This window comes from Selenomonas ruminantium AC2024 (assembly GCF_000687995.1).
Lineage (GTDB): Bacteria > Bacillota > Negativicutes > Selenomonadales > Selenomonadaceae > Selenomonas_A > Selenomonas_A ruminantium_B.
On sequence record NZ_JIAC01000001.1, the window covers coordinates 586,185 to 602,402 of the forward strand.

General features: G+C 46.5%; 12 protein-coding genes. All 12 read left to right on the forward strand.

The window, feature by feature from the left end:
* Positions 1–117 precede the first annotated feature (117 nt).
* Entirely contained in the window at positions 118–2,646 is a 2,529-nt protein-coding gene (locus P157_RS0102705; protein WP_080695367.1) for a DEAD/DEAH box helicase family protein, read from the forward strand.
* Positions 2,647–2,691: 45 nt separating this feature from the next.
* Complete coding sequence (locus tag P157_RS13665) at positions 2,692–3,342, forward strand: hypothetical protein (protein WP_051598459.1); 651 nt, start codon at positions 2,692–2,694, stop codon at positions 3,340–3,342.
* Between the two features lie 141 nt (positions 3,343–3,483).
* Complete coding sequence (locus tag P157_RS0102715) at positions 3,484–4,959, forward strand: ATP-binding protein (RefSeq protein WP_230578429.1); 1,476 nt, start codon at positions 3,484–3,486, stop codon at positions 4,957–4,959.
* 429 nt (positions 4,960–5,388) lie between these two features.
* Entirely contained in the window at positions 5,389–7,230 is a 1,842-nt protein-coding gene (locus P157_RS0102720) for a glucose PTS transporter subunit IIA (protein ID WP_026759665.1), read from the forward strand.
* A gap of 57 nt (positions 7,231–7,287) precedes the next feature.
* On the forward strand, positions 7,288–8,733 hold the full coding sequence (locus P157_RS0102725; RefSeq protein WP_026759666.1) for a glycoside hydrolase family 32 protein: 1,446 nt from the start codon (positions 7,288–7,290) through the stop codon (positions 8,731–8,733).
* 773 nt (positions 8,734–9,506) lie between these two features.
* On the forward strand, positions 9,507–10,859 hold the full coding sequence (gene trkA / locus P157_RS0102735) for a Trk system potassium transporter TrkA (protein WP_026759668.1): 1,353 nt from the start codon (positions 9,507–9,509) through the stop codon (positions 10,857–10,859).
* A gap of 32 nt (positions 10,860–10,891) precedes the next feature.
* Entirely contained in the window at positions 10,892–11,290 is a 399-nt protein-coding gene (locus tag P157_RS15710; RefSeq protein WP_051598461.1) for a hypothetical protein, read from the forward strand.
* A 17-nt stretch (positions 11,291–11,307) separates the two neighbouring features.
* Complete coding sequence (locus P157_RS13670) at positions 11,308–12,363, forward strand: TrkH family potassium uptake protein (protein ID WP_051598462.1); 1,056 nt, start codon at positions 11,308–11,310, stop codon at positions 12,361–12,363.
* A 3-nt stretch (positions 12,364–12,366) separates the two neighbouring features.
* On the forward strand, positions 12,367–13,818 hold the full coding sequence (locus tag P157_RS0102745) for a TrkH family potassium uptake protein (protein ID WP_026759669.1): 1,452 nt from the start codon (positions 12,367–12,369) through the stop codon (positions 13,816–13,818).
* 10 nt (positions 13,819–13,828) lie between these two features.
* Positions 13,829–14,770, forward strand: coding sequence for an AEC family transporter (locus P157_RS0102750; protein WP_026759670.1), 942 nt, complete (start codon positions 13,829–13,831; stop codon positions 14,768–14,770).
* Positions 14,771–15,010: 240 nt separating this feature from the next.
* Positions 15,011–15,310: a PBECR4 domain-containing protein gene (locus tag P157_RS0102755; protein ID WP_196243097.1), complete on the forward strand. Its 300-nt coding sequence runs from the start codon at positions 15,011–15,013 to the stop codon at positions 15,308–15,310.
* 141 nt (positions 15,311–15,451) lie between these two features.
* Positions 15,452–15,946, forward strand: a complete 495-nt coding sequence (locus P157_RS0102760; RefSeq protein ID WP_026759672.1) for a hypothetical protein — start codon at positions 15,452–15,454, stop codon at positions 15,944–15,946.
* Positions 15,947–16,218: the final 272 nt, after the last annotated feature.

The window sequence follows — 16,218 nt, forward strand, 5'->3', positions numbered from 1 at the left end:
GAACAACCACTAACCGCCTCGCCAGAAGCTATTGCATATAAGCAATGATAGAGGAAAAATTTTTATCAATGTCGAAGTATTCGAATATGAGATTCTATTAGAAAGTGGGCGGCGTATATGAGTTATGCGGGAAAATGGGACTATACAATCAATACAACTAAGTCAAAGTCAGATGGAAGAAAGCTGATGATGCCTCATCAACAGGAGGCTGTAAATGCGCTAAATGCGTATTATGATTTGTCAGGTAACTGTACGAAAGAACAAAGTGGTTTACTCATAATGCCAACAGGAAGTGGGAAAACATTTACGACAATTACATGGCTTATGGAAAGTGTTATCCCTGCAGGGTATCGTGTTATCTGGTTTGCACATCGGCAGGAATTGGTGGGACAGGCATTGAAGGAATTTTGCCGTGTAGCTCCAATACTTTCAGAACATGGAATAAAGAAAATAAAGATCCTGCCAATATCTGGTCAACATGCTGGAATGTCGCAATCATCAGGCTATGATATAAATGTTTGTTCTATAATGTCCGTAGCTACCAGAAACGGTATGCGATTCATTCGGAGGATGCTGGGGACGCCAGGAGCTAGAAAAGTAGTTGTTGTCATTGATGAGGCTCACCATGCTCCAATGCAGTCATATCAGAATGTGCTAGAGAAAATTCGTCATATTAATCCTGCCATGATATTGCTGGGGCTAACTGCTACGCCAAAACGCTTACAAGATAATCAGGTGCTTATGAAGATGTTTAATGTAGAGGAAAATCGGGAGAAATATGGAAAGGGGTTTATTTACGAGGTTTCCTTACAACACTTAATACAATACGAATATTTAGCTACACCACGTTATATACCAGTCAATACAGAGATTCATGGTGATAAAGTATATAATATTGATGAAAAAAATATCAAGTTTTTCGAGCAATTCGGTGAATTGCCTGAAGCTGTTTTTGATAGAATAGCTTGTAATGTAGCTAGGAATAAATGTATAGTAAATCATTATTTGGATAATCGTAAAAAATATGGGAAAACTATAATCTTTGCAATCAATAAGAATCATGCGGAAGAACTATATGATATTTTTTCTACAGCAGGAATTGCCTGTGATTATGTAGTTTCGGGAAAAACTGATAACCATGATGTTATTCAAGCTTTTCGTGAAAATGCATTTGACGTGTTAATTAATGTTCAAATTTTAACGGAAGGAGCTGATGTACCAGATATACAAACTGCTTTTATGACTAGAGAAACAAATAGTGATTCACTTTTTATGCAAATGATTGGCCGAGCATTAAGAGGCCCTTATGCAGGAGGAACGAAAGAAGCTTACATTGTCGATTTTCACGATAAATGGGAAATGTTACATTTTTGGTTCAAACCGAAAGACTTGGATGTATTCAAAGATGTGGATGTACATGATATTATAGCGGATGATAAAGGATATAATGAAATAAATGATATTGTTGAAGATGAAAATTATGATGAAAATATTGAATTAGAAGATGATGAAAATACTGATGATGAGAATACTATCATTCCACTGGATGAATTTGTTGAAATATATCGGAATATAAGCAAAAATATTAAAACTAATTGGGAAGTAATTGAAGATCTTCCACGATGGCCTGTTGGTTGGTATGCGATTCCAAATAAGTCTGCTGTAATAGTATTAAATGATCAGTTGGAAGCATATCAAGATATGCAGAAGTATCTTGATGTTCTTTTGGATGAGAATCGTTCTGCTGAATTTATTAAAGACAATTATTTTGCAGAATGTACTCAGCCCTCTAGTGAAGATGTAGATAATTTACTTATTTATGCACAAGAGAAAAGAGAGTTGCCGTCGTACTATGAATTGGCAGAAACAGATATTGCTGATCCGCATTTTATGGCGCAGATGGTTTTAGAAAAGTATCCTGATTGTGTATATGATTTAAGTGGAAGAGCGATATATTGGCTACAAGAAAAGTATGAATCATCATCAAGAATACAATCCTTGTATCCACAATTTGTTTCTTACAGACGTGCAGTCGAAAATATATTATCAGCATATAAAAAAGCAGAAATATATAATGAGGATGAAAGGAAAGAATATCATTTAGTAGATGACTATTATGATATTGAAGAATTATCCAATGAGATTTATAGTGCGTATCCTTCATTAAAAACGGCAAATGTGATAGCAATTAGTTGGAGCGAACGAGTCGTTAAAAGCTGGTTAGGGATATGTCATAAATTAAGCTCGGATACTTATAGAATACGTATTAATAAGCTGTTATCTTCGCCGGATGTAAGCCGGGAGGCAATTAAATATGTGATTTATCATGAGCTTTTACATGCTAATGGATTATGGGCACATGATGAGAGATTTCGAGACACAGAATGGGAATATCCTAATTCAGACCAGTTGGATGGGGAATTGGATAGCCTGGCAAACAAGTATAAAATTGATTATAGAGAATTAAAGAAGGGGTATCATAACGTAGGACATAAAGAAAAAGATAAATTAAAATGTAACAATCATTTTAATCCAGAGGCAGCTGGTGTATTAGCAGGATATAAATACTGTCAAAACTGTGGATATAGACTTCCTGAAAGTGCAAAATTTTGTAATAAGTGTGGAAGACCTGCAATTTATGATTGATTACGAAATCAAATGGCAAAATTAAACTATAAGAAGGTATGTAAAATGAATGTTATTTTTTGTAAGATTACTTCCATGAAGTATTACAAAGGGGTTACTTTCTATGACCAACCTTCTAGAGGTGGCAGTTATATTGACGAAAATGGTACAGGTGGAGAGGTGACAAATTTCTATCCTACGAAAGATGCTGATGGAGAGGAAGTATGCTTTGGGTTTGTGGAACCTAAGCATAATCATGGAGTAACTAATACTATACATTTAGAAAATATTACAGGAAATATGGCTGATAAGGAGGCTGAGTATGTAGATGATGTTCTTGTGATATGGTGTGCTACGTTAGATACTCATCATCCCGCAGTGGTTGGATGGTATAAAAATTCTACTTTTTATAGAACAATACAAGAAGTAATGATTGATGATTATTACTATCCTTATAATGCGTTAGCTAAGGCTGATGATTGTGTTTTGTTACCGAGAAATGAGCGTGATAAGGGGATTTGGAGCATACCAGTATCCAGGTATGATGGCTATGGATTTGGGCAATCTATGATATATTATCCACAGTCAGATTTTGATAAACAGAAGGTAAAAAAGATTATTGAGTCTATTGAGTCCTATGCTGGGAATAATTGGTTAAGAGTTTTTAATGAAGACCAAGAACCAAAACCGGAAAAGAAGTATTTTTGGCAAAAATAGAGTATGGAAAATGGTTAAGCAATGAATGGTTATTATGATATCGACAAATATATGTTAATAGATTATAATGATTAAGTTGAGCGTATTTTTAGAGCAGTGTATATTATTCGCACATAAGAGTTGATGAATAGAGGGAAAAAATTGGCAATCCAATCACATATTAATCCTTTCCTTAATTTGGAGTATATGCAAAATGAAAATGAGAATAAATATTTTGATAGGAAATCTGCAAAAATCAAGCCTGCTGATTTAGCTCCCTTAATATCGGCTTTTGCAAATGCAGATGGTGGTACGATTGTTATAGGAATTAGTGATAAGAGCCGCAGGTTAGAGGGAATAAATTCTGTAGGTGAAGAGCGTGTGAATGGATTGATAGCTGCACGTAAAGATTGTTGTAAGCCTATGCCTCAATGCGATGAAGAATTTTTAGAAATAGAAAATGAAGAGGGGCAGCAGGACAGATTATTATTGCTTCATGTACAAAAGAGTATAGATCAAATTATCCGTACAAGTGATGACCGTACGTATTTGCGTATAGGAGATAAGACAAAGGAACTTCGTGGCGAAGATTTGATAAATCTCGAATATGCTAAAAGCACGCGTCATTTTGAGGACGAAATCAATAGGGATGCGACTTTAGAGGATTTGGATGAGGAGCTGCTTAGGGAATATCGTCATAGGTTAGATGCAGATGAGTCTACAGATTGGCAAGTGCTGAATGCAAGAGGTTTTATCAAGAAAGTGGACGATAGAGACTATCTGACAAATGCAGCAGTATTGCTTTTTGCCAGGAATATAGCTAAGTTCTATCCTAATTGCCGTGTGCGCTTTTTGCGTTATGAAGGAGACTCGGCTAAAACAGGAACAAGAATAAATATCATTCGAGACAAGAGCATAGAGCTTCCGCTGCTACGGATAATTGATGCAGCAAGGGAGTTCATTGCCACGCAGTTAAGAGAATTTACTATGTTGGATGTTAGGGAAGGAAAATTTCGTGTTGTGCCAGAGTACCCTGATTTTGCATGGCTGGAGGGAATTGTAAATGCAGTAACTCACCGTGAATATGCTATGAGTGGCAATTTTATTAAAGTAAGTATGTATGACGACCGTTTAGAAGTGGAAAGCCCTGGCCGTTTGCCTAATATTGTGACGCTAGAGAATATCAAGGAAACTCGGTATTCCAGAAATCCGCGGATTTCTCGTGTTATGACGGAATTTGGTTGGGTAAGGGAGCTTAATGAAGGCGTGAACCGTATATACAGTGATATGGCAGAGTTCTTTTTGGATGAGCCAGTGTACAGCGAAAATGGTGAAACATTGAAATTAGTCTTGAAGAATAATATTGTAATGCGCAGGATGCGTCGAGAATTGTATGCACTGAACAATGTAGGTATTTCGGTCTGGAGACAGCTTGACTATATGGAACAGGCTATATTGGCATATATATTAAATCGTGGGAACGCTAGTCGTGCGCAATTAGCTGCTTATGTTGGAAAGTCAGACAATACAGTAAGAACACGACTGAATAATTTAATGAAGAGAAAGCTGATTAAGTCCAAGGGCAATAAATATGACCCAAATCGTACCTATGAAGCTGGTCCGGCAGTAGTGGAATAAAGTCCTTTTAGGATAGTGGTGATTTTGCGAGGTTATAGGACGATTTTGCGAGGTTGACATTAAAGGAAATAGGATAGATCCCTGCAAAGCCTTTATTTTTACGGCGTTTGACACTATTTTTGATTTGCGAGGTTAAGCAGAGGTTTTGCGAGGTTCTTGAAAATGAAAGAAAACTAACAGGGCCGGAGCGGGGGCAAAAGGAACAGCGGCTTAGCGTAGTCGTGCCTTTTGCCCCCGCTTCGGCTGTACATAGTATCTTATTGTTGAGATGAAAGAGAGACTCTTGACCGATTTTGACGGATTTTTGCAAGTTCAATCTTGACAAAGCGATATGGAACTTGTAAACTGTAAATATGAAATTGGTTTCATATTTTACCCTTGCAGGAATTATATTTTGAAGACGCGAATATTTAGAAGGAGGCATTTCCTATGAAGGAAATTCGTTTGGACAGCCCGCTGAAAGGCGAACTGGTGGAACTGTCCCAGGTGAATGACCCGGCTTTTGCCAGCGGGGCCATGGGCTTTGGTGCAGCGGTAAAGAACCCGGACGGGAAGGTTTACGCTCCCGTTGACGGTGAAATTACGGTGCTTTTCGAAACGAAGCACGCTATCGGCATTCATGGTGTGAACGGTGAAGACCTGCTGATTCATGTTGGTCTGGATACCGTGAAACTGAATGGCGAGCACTTCACGGCACATGTGGAGCAGGGCGCAACGGTGAAAAAAGGCCAGCTGCTGCTGGAATTTGACGGCGAGGCCATCAAGGCGGCAGGTTATGACATCACTACACCGTTCGTTGTAACCAATTCCACTGAATTTGACAAAATCACCATTGCTCTGGGCGATAAGGAAATCGTTTCTGCTGAAGCTGAAGCCAAGGCTGAAACGGTGACGGCTGACGACGAATACGCGGACCTTCCGCAGGAAGCCCGCGTGGCCAAGCTCATTGAAAAATATGTAGGCGGCATGGACAACGTGCGCAATGCAGAACACTGCGCTACGCGCCTGCGCCTCATCATTAACGACAAGTCCAAAATCGATGAGAAAGCGATTGAAAACATCGATGGCGTAAAGGGCCAGTTCTTTGCAGCTGCGCAGTATCAGATTATCCTGGGCACGGGCTTTGTGGACAAAGTCTTTGCAGAATTCGTCAAGGGCACGAATTTCTCCGGTGTCAGCAATAAGGAAGAGGCTTATGCACAGATGACGCCGCTGCAGAAGATTTCCCGTACGCTGGGTGACGTATTCGTACCCATCATCCCCGTACTGGTGGCAACCGGTTTGTTCATGGGGCTGCGCGGTGCAGCACAGAGTCTCGGCGTACAGTTCAGCGATAATGTACTGCTCCTGAGCCAGATCCTCACGGATACGGCCTTCATCTTCCTGCCGGCACTCGTTTGCTGGTCCACGATGAAACGCTTCGGCGGCACGCCGGTTATCGGTCTGGTGCTCGGCCTCATGCTCGTTGGCCCGCAGCTGCCAAACGCTTGGGCGGTTGCCGGTGGCGATGTGAAGCCCATTCCGATGGAAATCTTCGGTATGACCATTGGTATCGTTGGCTATCAGGGTTCTGTTCTGCCGGCACTTGTTCTCGGTATCTTTGCTGCGAAACTGCAGAAAGCCCTCAAGACGGTAGTCCCCGATATTATCGACCTGATTGTTACGCCGTTTGTTACCCTGTTCATCTCCATGATTCTGGGTATCCTCATCATCGGCCCCATCATGCATTCTCTGGAAACGACGATTTTCGGTGCGGTTTCCGCATTCCTGCAGATGCCTATGGGTATCGGCGGTTTCATCGTCGGTGGCCTGCAGCAGGTTATCGTAGTATTTGGTGTGCATCATGTGTTTAACGCTCTGGAAGTACAGCTCCTGGCTACTACGGGCGTTGACCCCTTCAATGCTATCATCACCGGTGCTATCGTAGCGCAGGGCGGTGCGGCTGTGGCTGTTGCCATGAAGACGCAGGACCCGAAGAAACGCGCGCTCTACATTTCCTCTGCTGTGCCTGCATTCCTGGGCATTACGGAACCGGCTATCTTCGGTATCAACCTGCGCTTCATGAAGCCGTTCCTCTATGCACTCGTTGGCGGTGCCTGCGCTGGCGGCGTGGCCAGCTTCCTGCATCTGGCAGGTACGGGCATGGGTATCACGGTTCTGCCGGGTACGCTCTTGTATCTTGACCATCTGCTGGAATATGTGATTGTAAATCTCATCGGCTTTGGGGTTGCCTTTGCGCTGACCTTTACGTTATTTAAGCCGGAAGAATAAAGAGTTGAGGCTGTCGCTTTCGGGTGGCAGCCTTTTGTAATAAGGAAGGTGACTCATATGGAAAAATTCAATAAGCAGGAAATAGATGAAAAGTTAAAAGCTGGTTTCCCGATGGAACACCGCTGGCATAACCGTTTCCATTTGGAAATGCCCTTTGGTCTGATTAACGACCCAAATGGACTGGCTTTTTGCGATGGCAAGTTCCATGTCTTTTATCAGTGGAACCCGCTGGGCTGTGAGCATAAGAACAAGTGCTGGGCGCATACGGCAACCAGGGATTTCATACATTACAGCACACCGGAACTGGCCCTGTGGCCGGATGATGTCCACGATAAGGATGGCTGTTACTCCGGCTGCGGCACCGTGGAAGACGGACAGCTGCGGGTGCTTTATACCTGCAACCGCAAGGAAGATGGCGTGCGGATTCCTGCGCAGCGTTTTGGCAGCTTGAAGGGCGGTCAGATTAAGAAGGAAGACATTATTGTGCCGGACCATCCGGAGGGCATTACCGGCCATTTCCGTGACCCCTATCTCTTTACGCGGCGGGGCAAGCGGTACTTTGTGATTGGTGCTCAACGGGAAGCGGACGAAACAGGTACGGTGCTGGTTTACGAAGAAACTGCGGAGGGTTGGAAGAATCTGGGTGAGGTACAGACCCGCTTAGGGGAGTTCGGCTATATGTGGGAATGTCCCAACCTCGTGCAGTTTGGCAGTTATGATGTGCTGATTTTCTGTCCGCAGGGATTGGATGAACGAGCCTTTGACCGGCAGAACCTCTATCAGGCCGGTTATATCGCAGGGCATTTATCTCTGGACAGCATGGATATGATGCAGCACACCAAGTTCCAGGAATTGGACAAGGGGTTTGACTTTTACGCACCGCAGGTGCTGACGCATGAAGGGCGCCAGATTCTGATTGGCTGGATGGGGATGCCTGACAAGGATAACGAATATCCCACGGCGGAAATGGGCTGGCAGTACAGCCTGACCATGCCGCGTGAGCTGCGTCTGCGTCAGGGCCATATTTACTCCCGTCCGGCGCGGGAAATGAAGGATTTGCGCATTGCGGAGACGGCAGTGGAACTGGAAGTTGAGAATACGACAGCAATCAGCCGCACGCTCTTTGACGGTTCGGAAATTCTTCTGGATATGGAACTGGGCGAAAGCAAGGAAATCGTCATCACCATTGCCTTTGGTGCGGAGAAACTGCGCTTTATCTATGACCTCAAGGCGCAGGTTATGTCCATTGACCGCAATGAAATGCGCAATGGCGGCCGGGGTGTGCGCCGCTTCCGCCTGTTTGCCGATGAAAACCTCTCGCTGCAGATTTTCGTGGACAAAACCGCGGTGGAAGCCTTCTTCCAGCATGGCGAAGAAGCCGCCAGCCTCCTGGTGTTCCCGGAGAAAAACATTCAGCCGGAACTCACCGTGGAATCCAATGGCATACTTAAGTCCCTAAGCGGAAAAATCTGGCAGCTGGACGGTTTCAAATTCAACTGTTGAGCATATAAAAAGGAATAAGCCCCTGAAACCGATGGTTTCAGGGGCTTATTCCTGTCAGAAAACGGCTGGGGAAGCCGCACGTCAGTTGTTTACTGCGCGATTTTCGAAGGACTCTTTTTTCAGAGGAATTCGTCTAATTCGGTCGAAGGGGATTGACTCAAACGAATAACGAATATCTAAATACGCATCAGATCGATTAAAAATAACCTTCTTCAGGGAAAATTTCGAGGTCTTTTTAATGCGATTGATATAATACTGCGCATCTTCCGCTGAAAATGTTCCGTTCTCGATAATAACGCGGACGTTATCGACTATCATGGGGAAACACCTCCAACAAATAAAACACCGCATAAGCTACCTATTGGGGATTATCAGGGACGGTAACTTATGCTTCCTTGTTGTTAGCGAAGCAAAGGAATAGAGTAAATCCTTAACAACTCGATATACAGTATACACTATGAAACTCTCCTTGTGAAGTAGTAAAAGTTACCGATATTGCCCAAAAGTCCTAATTCACATGGAATTATTCCCAGTGAAGGAACTTTACATAAAAATCTCGCCTGTTTTTGGCGGATTTTAGCGATTTTTGACGGTTTTTTTATAATCTGGTCATATAAATGTTTATATAAGGCAAACTTAGCAATATTTATTTTTGTTATAAGCATAGCGGGTTTTTTATGGATGAATTTTGTCTATCGACAAAGGTTGAAGAATGGCGTTATAATAAACTGAAAAATGTATGAAAGATTAACGGTCAGCGGGGAGGGTATAATTTGCGTATTATTGTTGTGGGGGCCGGGAAGCTGGGGTACAGCATTGCCGAGCTTTTGTCCAAGGAACAATTTGATGTGGTGGTTATCGACAAGGACGAAAGCCAGCTGGAGGCGGCCAAGAATACGCTGGATGTGCTGACGATTGCGGCCAATGGCGCCAGCCCCATTACCATGGACGACCCGGATGTGCGGGATGCGGATATTCTCATTGCGGTGACGGCCAGTGACGAAGTGAACATGGTGGCCTGTGTACTGGCCAAGAAACATGGCATCAAGCATACCATTGCCCGCATCCGCGATATGAAGTTCATGTCGGAGGCCAAGGATTATCTCAAGAAAAACTTTGATATTGATGTGATGCTCAATCCCGAGCTTATCACTGCTAACGAAATCAACCGGATTCTCATGACCCCGGCAGCATTGGACGTGGAAGACTTTGCGCACGGGAAAATCCGGCTCTTTGAAACGAAAATCCAGCGCAAATCCTCTTTAGCAGGGATTCCGCTGAAGGATATTCAGTTGCCCAAAGGGGTGCTGGCCGGGATGATTTTCCGCGACCATCGCATGATTATCCCTCATGGTGATGATTGCTTCCAGCCCCATGACAATGCCTATTTTATCGGGATACCCGAGGAAATCGAGAAGTTCAGCCAGAAATTTGTGCAGCGGGATGCCCGCAAGCTGCACAGGGTGCTGATTATCGGTGCCGGCCGTGCCGGCCGTGCGCTGGCCCAACAGCTGGATGAACAGGGCGTCCATGTGAAGGTCATCGACCAGGACAGGGAACGCTGCCAGCTCATGGCGGGAATGCTCACCAACGGCATTGCCATCTGCGGGGATGGCACGGATATTGACCTGCTCGTGGAAGAGGATGTGGCCCACGCTGATGTGGTGGTGTGCCTGACGGAGGATGACAAGTTGAATCTCATGCTGGCATTGCTGGCCCGTCATCTGTCCGGCAATAAGACCAAGACGGTCGTGCGTGTGTCCCGCAATGAGTATGTGGAACTGATGGAGAAAGTCGGCGTCAATATCGTTTTGTCGGCGCGTTTGCTGTCGGCCAGTGAGGTACTGGCCTTTGCCCGCCGCGGCGGGGTGGTATCTGTCTCCCTGCTCGAAGGGGCCAAGGCGGAAGCCGTGGAAGTTATCGTGCAGGAAGGTGCGCCGGTGGCCGGCAAGAAGCTGATGGAGGTAAACCTTCCGCGGGAATGTCTGGTCTGTGCTTATGTGCGGAACGGCGAAGCCAGCATCCCGAATGGTCATACGGTTTTGCAGCCTGGAGACAGAACCATCCTCTTTATCCAGACCCGGTTTTCACAGCAGGTTATCAAGTATTTCAAGGGAAAGGAATAGGCGCTTGTGCCTAAGGTCGCAAGAGTATGCGCATGGAAAAGGAAAACGGCTTGGAACTCTTCTGGCTCCTGATGGGGCAGATGTCAATACTTATGGCAGGGGCACTTATCGTGCCCTTTTTGGTCACGCTTATCTGGGGCGATACAGAAGCGTGGCTTTTTGTGCTGCCGGCGGCCTTTGCTTATGGACTGGGGCGCGTGATGATAAAAATGGGTTCCAGTGAGCACCGGGGACGGCAGCTTACCATTCGGGAGGGCGTGTACTTCATGTCCTTTGTCTGGTTTTTGATGTGCATTATCGGTTTGATGCCTTATGCCATTTCCGGGATATTTCCTAGTTTTCCATCGGCCTTTTTCGAGGCCATGTCCTCGCTGACGACCACAGGGCTTTCCTGTCTGCCCTATGACCGCATGGAGCTTCCGCGGGGCTGATACTTTGGCACAGCGTCATGAGCTGGCTTGGAGGGCTGACCTTTGTGGTGGTGATGGTTACGGTACTGCCGCAGGTCAGCGGTTGTTTTGGTCTGACTTTGTCGGCCCGCCAGTCCATCTTTTTCAGTCCCGTCTGGAATAAAATGGCCCAGTCGGCCCGGCAGGGTACGACGGTCTATGCCGTTTTGACGGTGGCGGCGGCGGGGGTTTTCTATCTGGCCGGGCTGAATCCCTTTGAGTCGCTGCTGCGGGCCATGGTGACCATATCCTCCAGCGGCGGTTCTTCCGTGTATGCCTTCATTTATTACAATAATCCTGCTCTGGAACTGGCGGCCATGGCGGTTATGCTCATGTCCAGTTTAAGTCTGCTGCTCGTCTGGAAGGCCTGGAAAATCAAGAGTATCTTGTGGCTCTTAAAGGATACGGAAATCCGCAATTTCCTGCGGGTGGTTTTGATAACGGGGGCGGTACTGGCAGGGCATCTTTATGTTACGGGAACCTATGATTGGGTGGAAAGCCTGCGCTATGGCTTTTTCCAAACCATGTCTTTTATTTCCACCAATGGCTTTGTGGCGGCACCTTTTTGGCTCTGGCCCTCCTTTGACCGCTATGTGCTCTTCCTGCTGGTGTTCGTGGGCGGCTGTATCGGTTCGGCAACTGGAGGCCTTAAAATCATGCGTCTATTGGTGCTCTTTCGCCTGGCTTGGGCGGAGATGCGCCGTACTTTGCATCCTCGCATGGTTCTTTCCATCAAGGTGGATAAGCTGCCGGTGCCGGATAAAATCGTGGGACGAATTTTGGCCTTTTTCTATCTCTACATGACGGCGTTTTTCGTCTTTGCCATGATTCTTTCCCTGTCGGGCATCAGCATTATACAGGCTTTGGGGCTGGCGGCCGGGTGCCTGACCAGTACCGGTGCATCCAGTGCACTGTTTGGGCTGGAGAATCTGCATATTCTGCCGGATTGGGCCAAAATCTTTTGCAGTCTGCTGATGGTCATGGGTCGGGTGGAAATATTTTCCTTCCTGGTGCTGTTGGACATGGGCCGGCGCAGTTTCCAAAAGAGGTGGTAAGGGATGGATATACGCATTATTTACTATGTGCTGGGCCGTCTGGTCATGGCGGAAACCATCACCATGTTTATCCCCTTTGCCATGGCTTTGTGGAATCTTGAGAGCAGTGTTTCCGGCTTTGCGGTGGCGCTGGGGCTTAGTGCTTCGGTCGGTTTGGTTCTGCAAGCCAATGGCCGCAAAAGGGAAACGGATTTATCCATGCGCGAGGGCATTGCTATTACGGGCTTTGGCTGGGCTTTGGCAACCGGCTTGGGCATGCTTCCCTATGTCTGTGGCGGCTACCTCAATGCGTTGGATGCGGTGTTTGAAAGCATTTCCGGCTTTTCCGGCACTGGGGCTACAGTGTTTAACAGTCTGTCGGGGCTGCCTGCCAGCATTCTTTTCTGGCGTATGATGACTCATTGGTTTGGCGGGTTGGGCATTATCGTGATATTTATCGCGCTGCTGCCCCAGACCGGGCAGAGTTCTGTTTATATGTACAACGCGGAAACCACGGGGCCGACAGAAGAACGCGTACTGCCCCGGCTGAAGGATATGACCAAGGTACTCTTCCGCATGTATCTGATGTTTACCTTTTTGGCGGCGTCGGTTTATATGCTCTGCGGGCTGACACCCTATGAGGCACTGACGCATGCCATGAGTACCATTGGAGCCGGCGGCTTTTCGACTTACGACGATAGTGCCATGCACTTTGACAGTCCGGCTTTTGAGTGGTGGATGACCTTCTTTATGATATTGGCGGGAGGCAACTTCGGCCTCTATTATCGTATCTGGCAGAAGGGCCCCGGGGTTATCAAGCGTAATTCGGAGTTCAAGGCCTATTTATGGATTCAGGGGCTGGCCATTTTGCTGGTGTTTCTGAACCTTGCGGCGACGATGCCGCTCGCCTTGGGGGATGCTCTGCGCTATGCGGCCTTTCAGGTGGGCTCGCTGTCTACTACGGGCTTTGTGTCGGCGGACTTTGAGCAGTGGCCGCCATTTTCCAAGGGTATCATTTTGCTTTTGATGATGTGCGGGGGCTGTGCCGGTTCCACCGCCAGCGGTATAAAGGTGGTGCGGGTGCTGGTACTCCTGAAAAATGCCTGGGCTGTGGTGCATCAAAAACTTTCGCCTCGCCGGGTGGTGGAAGTGCGTCTGAACGGCAGCCGGGTCAGTGAGGAAACCCTGCGGCGGGTAGGACAGTTCTTTTTCTTATACATCTTCTTTATCGCTTTTTGGGCTTTGCTGTTGACCTTAGATGGTATTGAAGTCTTTGATGCCCTGGGTCTCAGCGTCAGCACCATGGGCAATATCGGCCCTGCTTTCGGTATTGCCGGGGCAACTTGCACATATGCAGGCTTATCGGTGTTCAGCAAAAGCATTCTGTGCATTTCTATGCTGCTTGGCCGTTTGGAAATGTTTACCCTGCTGGTTATGCTGACGCCGGATTTTTGGCAGAAAGGAAATCGGTGGTAAGTCAATGGATATGATGAATAATTTTTGGGTAGCGGTAGGGGCCGTAGTGCCGCTCTTTACCCTGCTCTTTATGGGACTGGTCATTAAAAAGCTGAAGCTTATGACGGATTCGGAACTGGCACATACCAACCGTATGGTCTTTACCTTGTTTTTCTTCTGCATGATGTTTTATAACATCTACACCACGGATTTGGCCCATACGGTGCGGCCTTACCTGATGCTGTTCGGCGGCGCGGGCGTTTTGCTGGTATGCCTGCTGGCTGGCATGCTGACTTGCTTTTTTGACAAGGACAATCGCCATCGGGGAGCCATGATTCAGGCCATCTTCCGCAGCAATTTCGTGCTGTTCGGCATTCCGATTGTCGGCAATATCTTCGGCGATTCGGCACTGGCCATTCCGTCCATGATGATTGCGGTGATTGTACCCATCTATAACGTGCTGGCGGTATTCGTGCTGGAAACCTTCCGCGGGGGGCGTTTTGCCCTGTGGCCGATTCTGCTGGGCATCCTCAAAAATCCCATGATTATGGGGGCGATTGTGGCTGTTATCCTGCGGCTTATTGACTTCCCCGTGCCCAAGCCGGTGCTCAAAGGCATTGGGCAGGTGGCGGCGGCCACAACACCAGTGGCGCTGATTATCTTGGGCGCATCCTTCAAGGGTGGGAGCTTCCATAATCATCTGCCACAGCTCATCAGTTGCGTGACGGCAAGGCTCGTTATCGTGCCGGCAGTGGCACTGAGTCTAGCAATTTATCTGGGCTTTCGGGATATTGAACTCGTGACACTTTTGGCTATCTTTGCCTCCCCCTGCGCCGTGGCCAGCTTCGCCATGGCACAGCAGATGGGAAGTGACGCGGATTTGGCAGGGAACTGCGTGGTGTATACTACGGGGCTGTCGTGCTTTACCATATTCTGCTGGGTATTTGTGCTGAAAACATTGGGGCTGTTTTGAGCGGGAAATTCTTGTATTTAAGGCCCGCTCATGATATACTTTATATGTACAGAGGCGGTAGCCAATCCGTTTCTAACCGTTTGAGCTTGAGGTTCATCGCCGTGGATGTAGTCAGCGAGGTTTCGGCAGGTTAGTGTTGAGCCATGTCACGGATAGGGAGAATGTTTCTTCTAAAGAGAAAAACACATTGCAGGGGGCAGCGCCGTTAAGGCGTTGCCCTTTGTGTTTGTGGGGGAAGATATGGATTTATTGTACGAAGCAGCTAAAGATTATAGTGAACTGTTGGATAAGGATTATCATATTACGGCAGTTTATAAGGACGAGGTCATAGAACTGTCTTTTTATTTTTTGCCGGAGCATTTTTATCATTTGATTGGTTTCCATAAATTGCTGGATGAGTCATATGCACATCTTTTCCTGCGCAGGGATGAGAAGTATGGCTATGTGCCATGTTCTTTTTTCTGTCGCAGTGATGATCGATATATTCGCAATAACAAAAAGTATCGTGTGAAGTCATTTTCCATAACGGCAAGAGGATAAAGCGATAACAGGTGCATGCGGATTTTTAATCAAACTTTAATCGCTTTCTAAAGACATTCAAAGGTTGACTGTGTATACTATAAGCATAGTCAACCTTTATTCAATTAGAGAAGAATTTTGGACAGGATGGGAGCGATAGTGATGAAAAGTTTGAGGTGGCAAAAGTTAGTAGGCGGCGTGATGGCTGGCTTAATGACATTTAGCGTTCTGGGGAGTACGTTGGCCGCCCCGGCTTATGCGGCAAGTTATGAATCCTCCTGGAGTGAGCGTGAATATAGGGAGGATGTTGGCAAGGAACATCGCCGTCATATGGAGAAGCGGGACAAGATTGAGCAGGAACGTCGCGAGGAACAGGCCCGCCATGAAGAAAAAGTCCGTCAGCTTAAATACGAGAAGGAAAAGCACGAGCGGGAGCAGTACGAAAAAGAACGCCGTGAAGATTGGGAACGGGAACACCGCAAGAAGACTGCGTATGAGCGCTATCGTGAAGCCAGAGAGCGCGAGGATGCGCTTGAGCGCCGGGAAAAAGAACTGGAAGAGCAGCGCAAGCATGATGAAAAGGTAAACCGCAACGAAAAAATTGCTGCGGCTGCTATCGGTGCAATCGTTGGCGCCGTAATTGCGAAGAATACCTGAGTAAAAGAACACCTCATCCGTCAGCCTAACGGCTGCCACCACCGGGGAGTCTACTGGACTCCCGCGGCTTCGCCGCCCCCTCCAAGGGGACGGTTTTTCTTTTGCATCGAATTAGTGGTGGCTCTTGGCGCTCAAGGATGAGCGCCAGCGGACGTAAATCCCGTGATGGGATTTCAGTCCGCAGTTTTCTTTTGGTTACTTTTCTTTACACTAAAGAAAAGTAATAAAGATTTGTGTTCGAACAAAAATAAAGAATAAAAATCTATTGACAA

Excerpts from the sequence above, each read along its gene's own strand:
- P157_RS0102705 (WP_080695367.1), top strand. The coding sequence starts at position 118 with ATGAGTTATGCGGGAAAATGGGACTATACAATCAATACAACTAAGTCA.
- P157_RS13665 (WP_051598459.1), top strand. The coding sequence starts at position 2,692 with ATGAATGTTATTTTTTGTAAGATTACTTCCATGAAGTATTACAAAGGG.
- P157_RS0102720 (WP_026759665.1), top strand. The coding sequence starts at position 5,389 with ATGAAGGAAATTCGTTTGGACAGCCCGCTGAAAGGCGAACTGGTGGAA.
- P157_RS0102725 (WP_026759666.1), top strand. The coding sequence starts at position 7,288 with ATGGAAAAATTCAATAAGCAGGAAATAGATGAAAAGTTAAAAGCTGGT.
- P157_RS15710 (WP_051598461.1), top strand. The coding sequence starts at position 10,892 with ATGGAAAAGGAAAACGGCTTGGAACTCTTCTGGCTCCTGATGGGGCAG.
- P157_RS13670 (WP_051598462.1), top strand. The coding sequence starts at position 11,308 with ATGAGCTGGCTTGGAGGGCTGACCTTTGTGGTGGTGATGGTTACGGTA.
- P157_RS0102745 (WP_026759669.1), top strand. The coding sequence starts at position 12,367 with ATGGATATACGCATTATTTACTATGTGCTGGGCCGTCTGGTCATGGCG.
- P157_RS0102750 (WP_026759670.1), top strand. The coding sequence starts at position 13,829 with ATGATGAATAATTTTTGGGTAGCGGTAGGGGCCGTAGTGCCGCTCTTT.
- P157_RS0102755 (WP_196243097.1), top strand. The coding sequence starts at position 15,011 with ATGGATTTATTGTACGAAGCAGCTAAAGATTATAGTGAACTGTTGGAT.
- P157_RS0102760 (WP_026759672.1), top strand. The coding sequence starts at position 15,452 with ATGAAAAGTTTGAGGTGGCAAAAGTTAGTAGGCGGCGTGATGGCTGGC.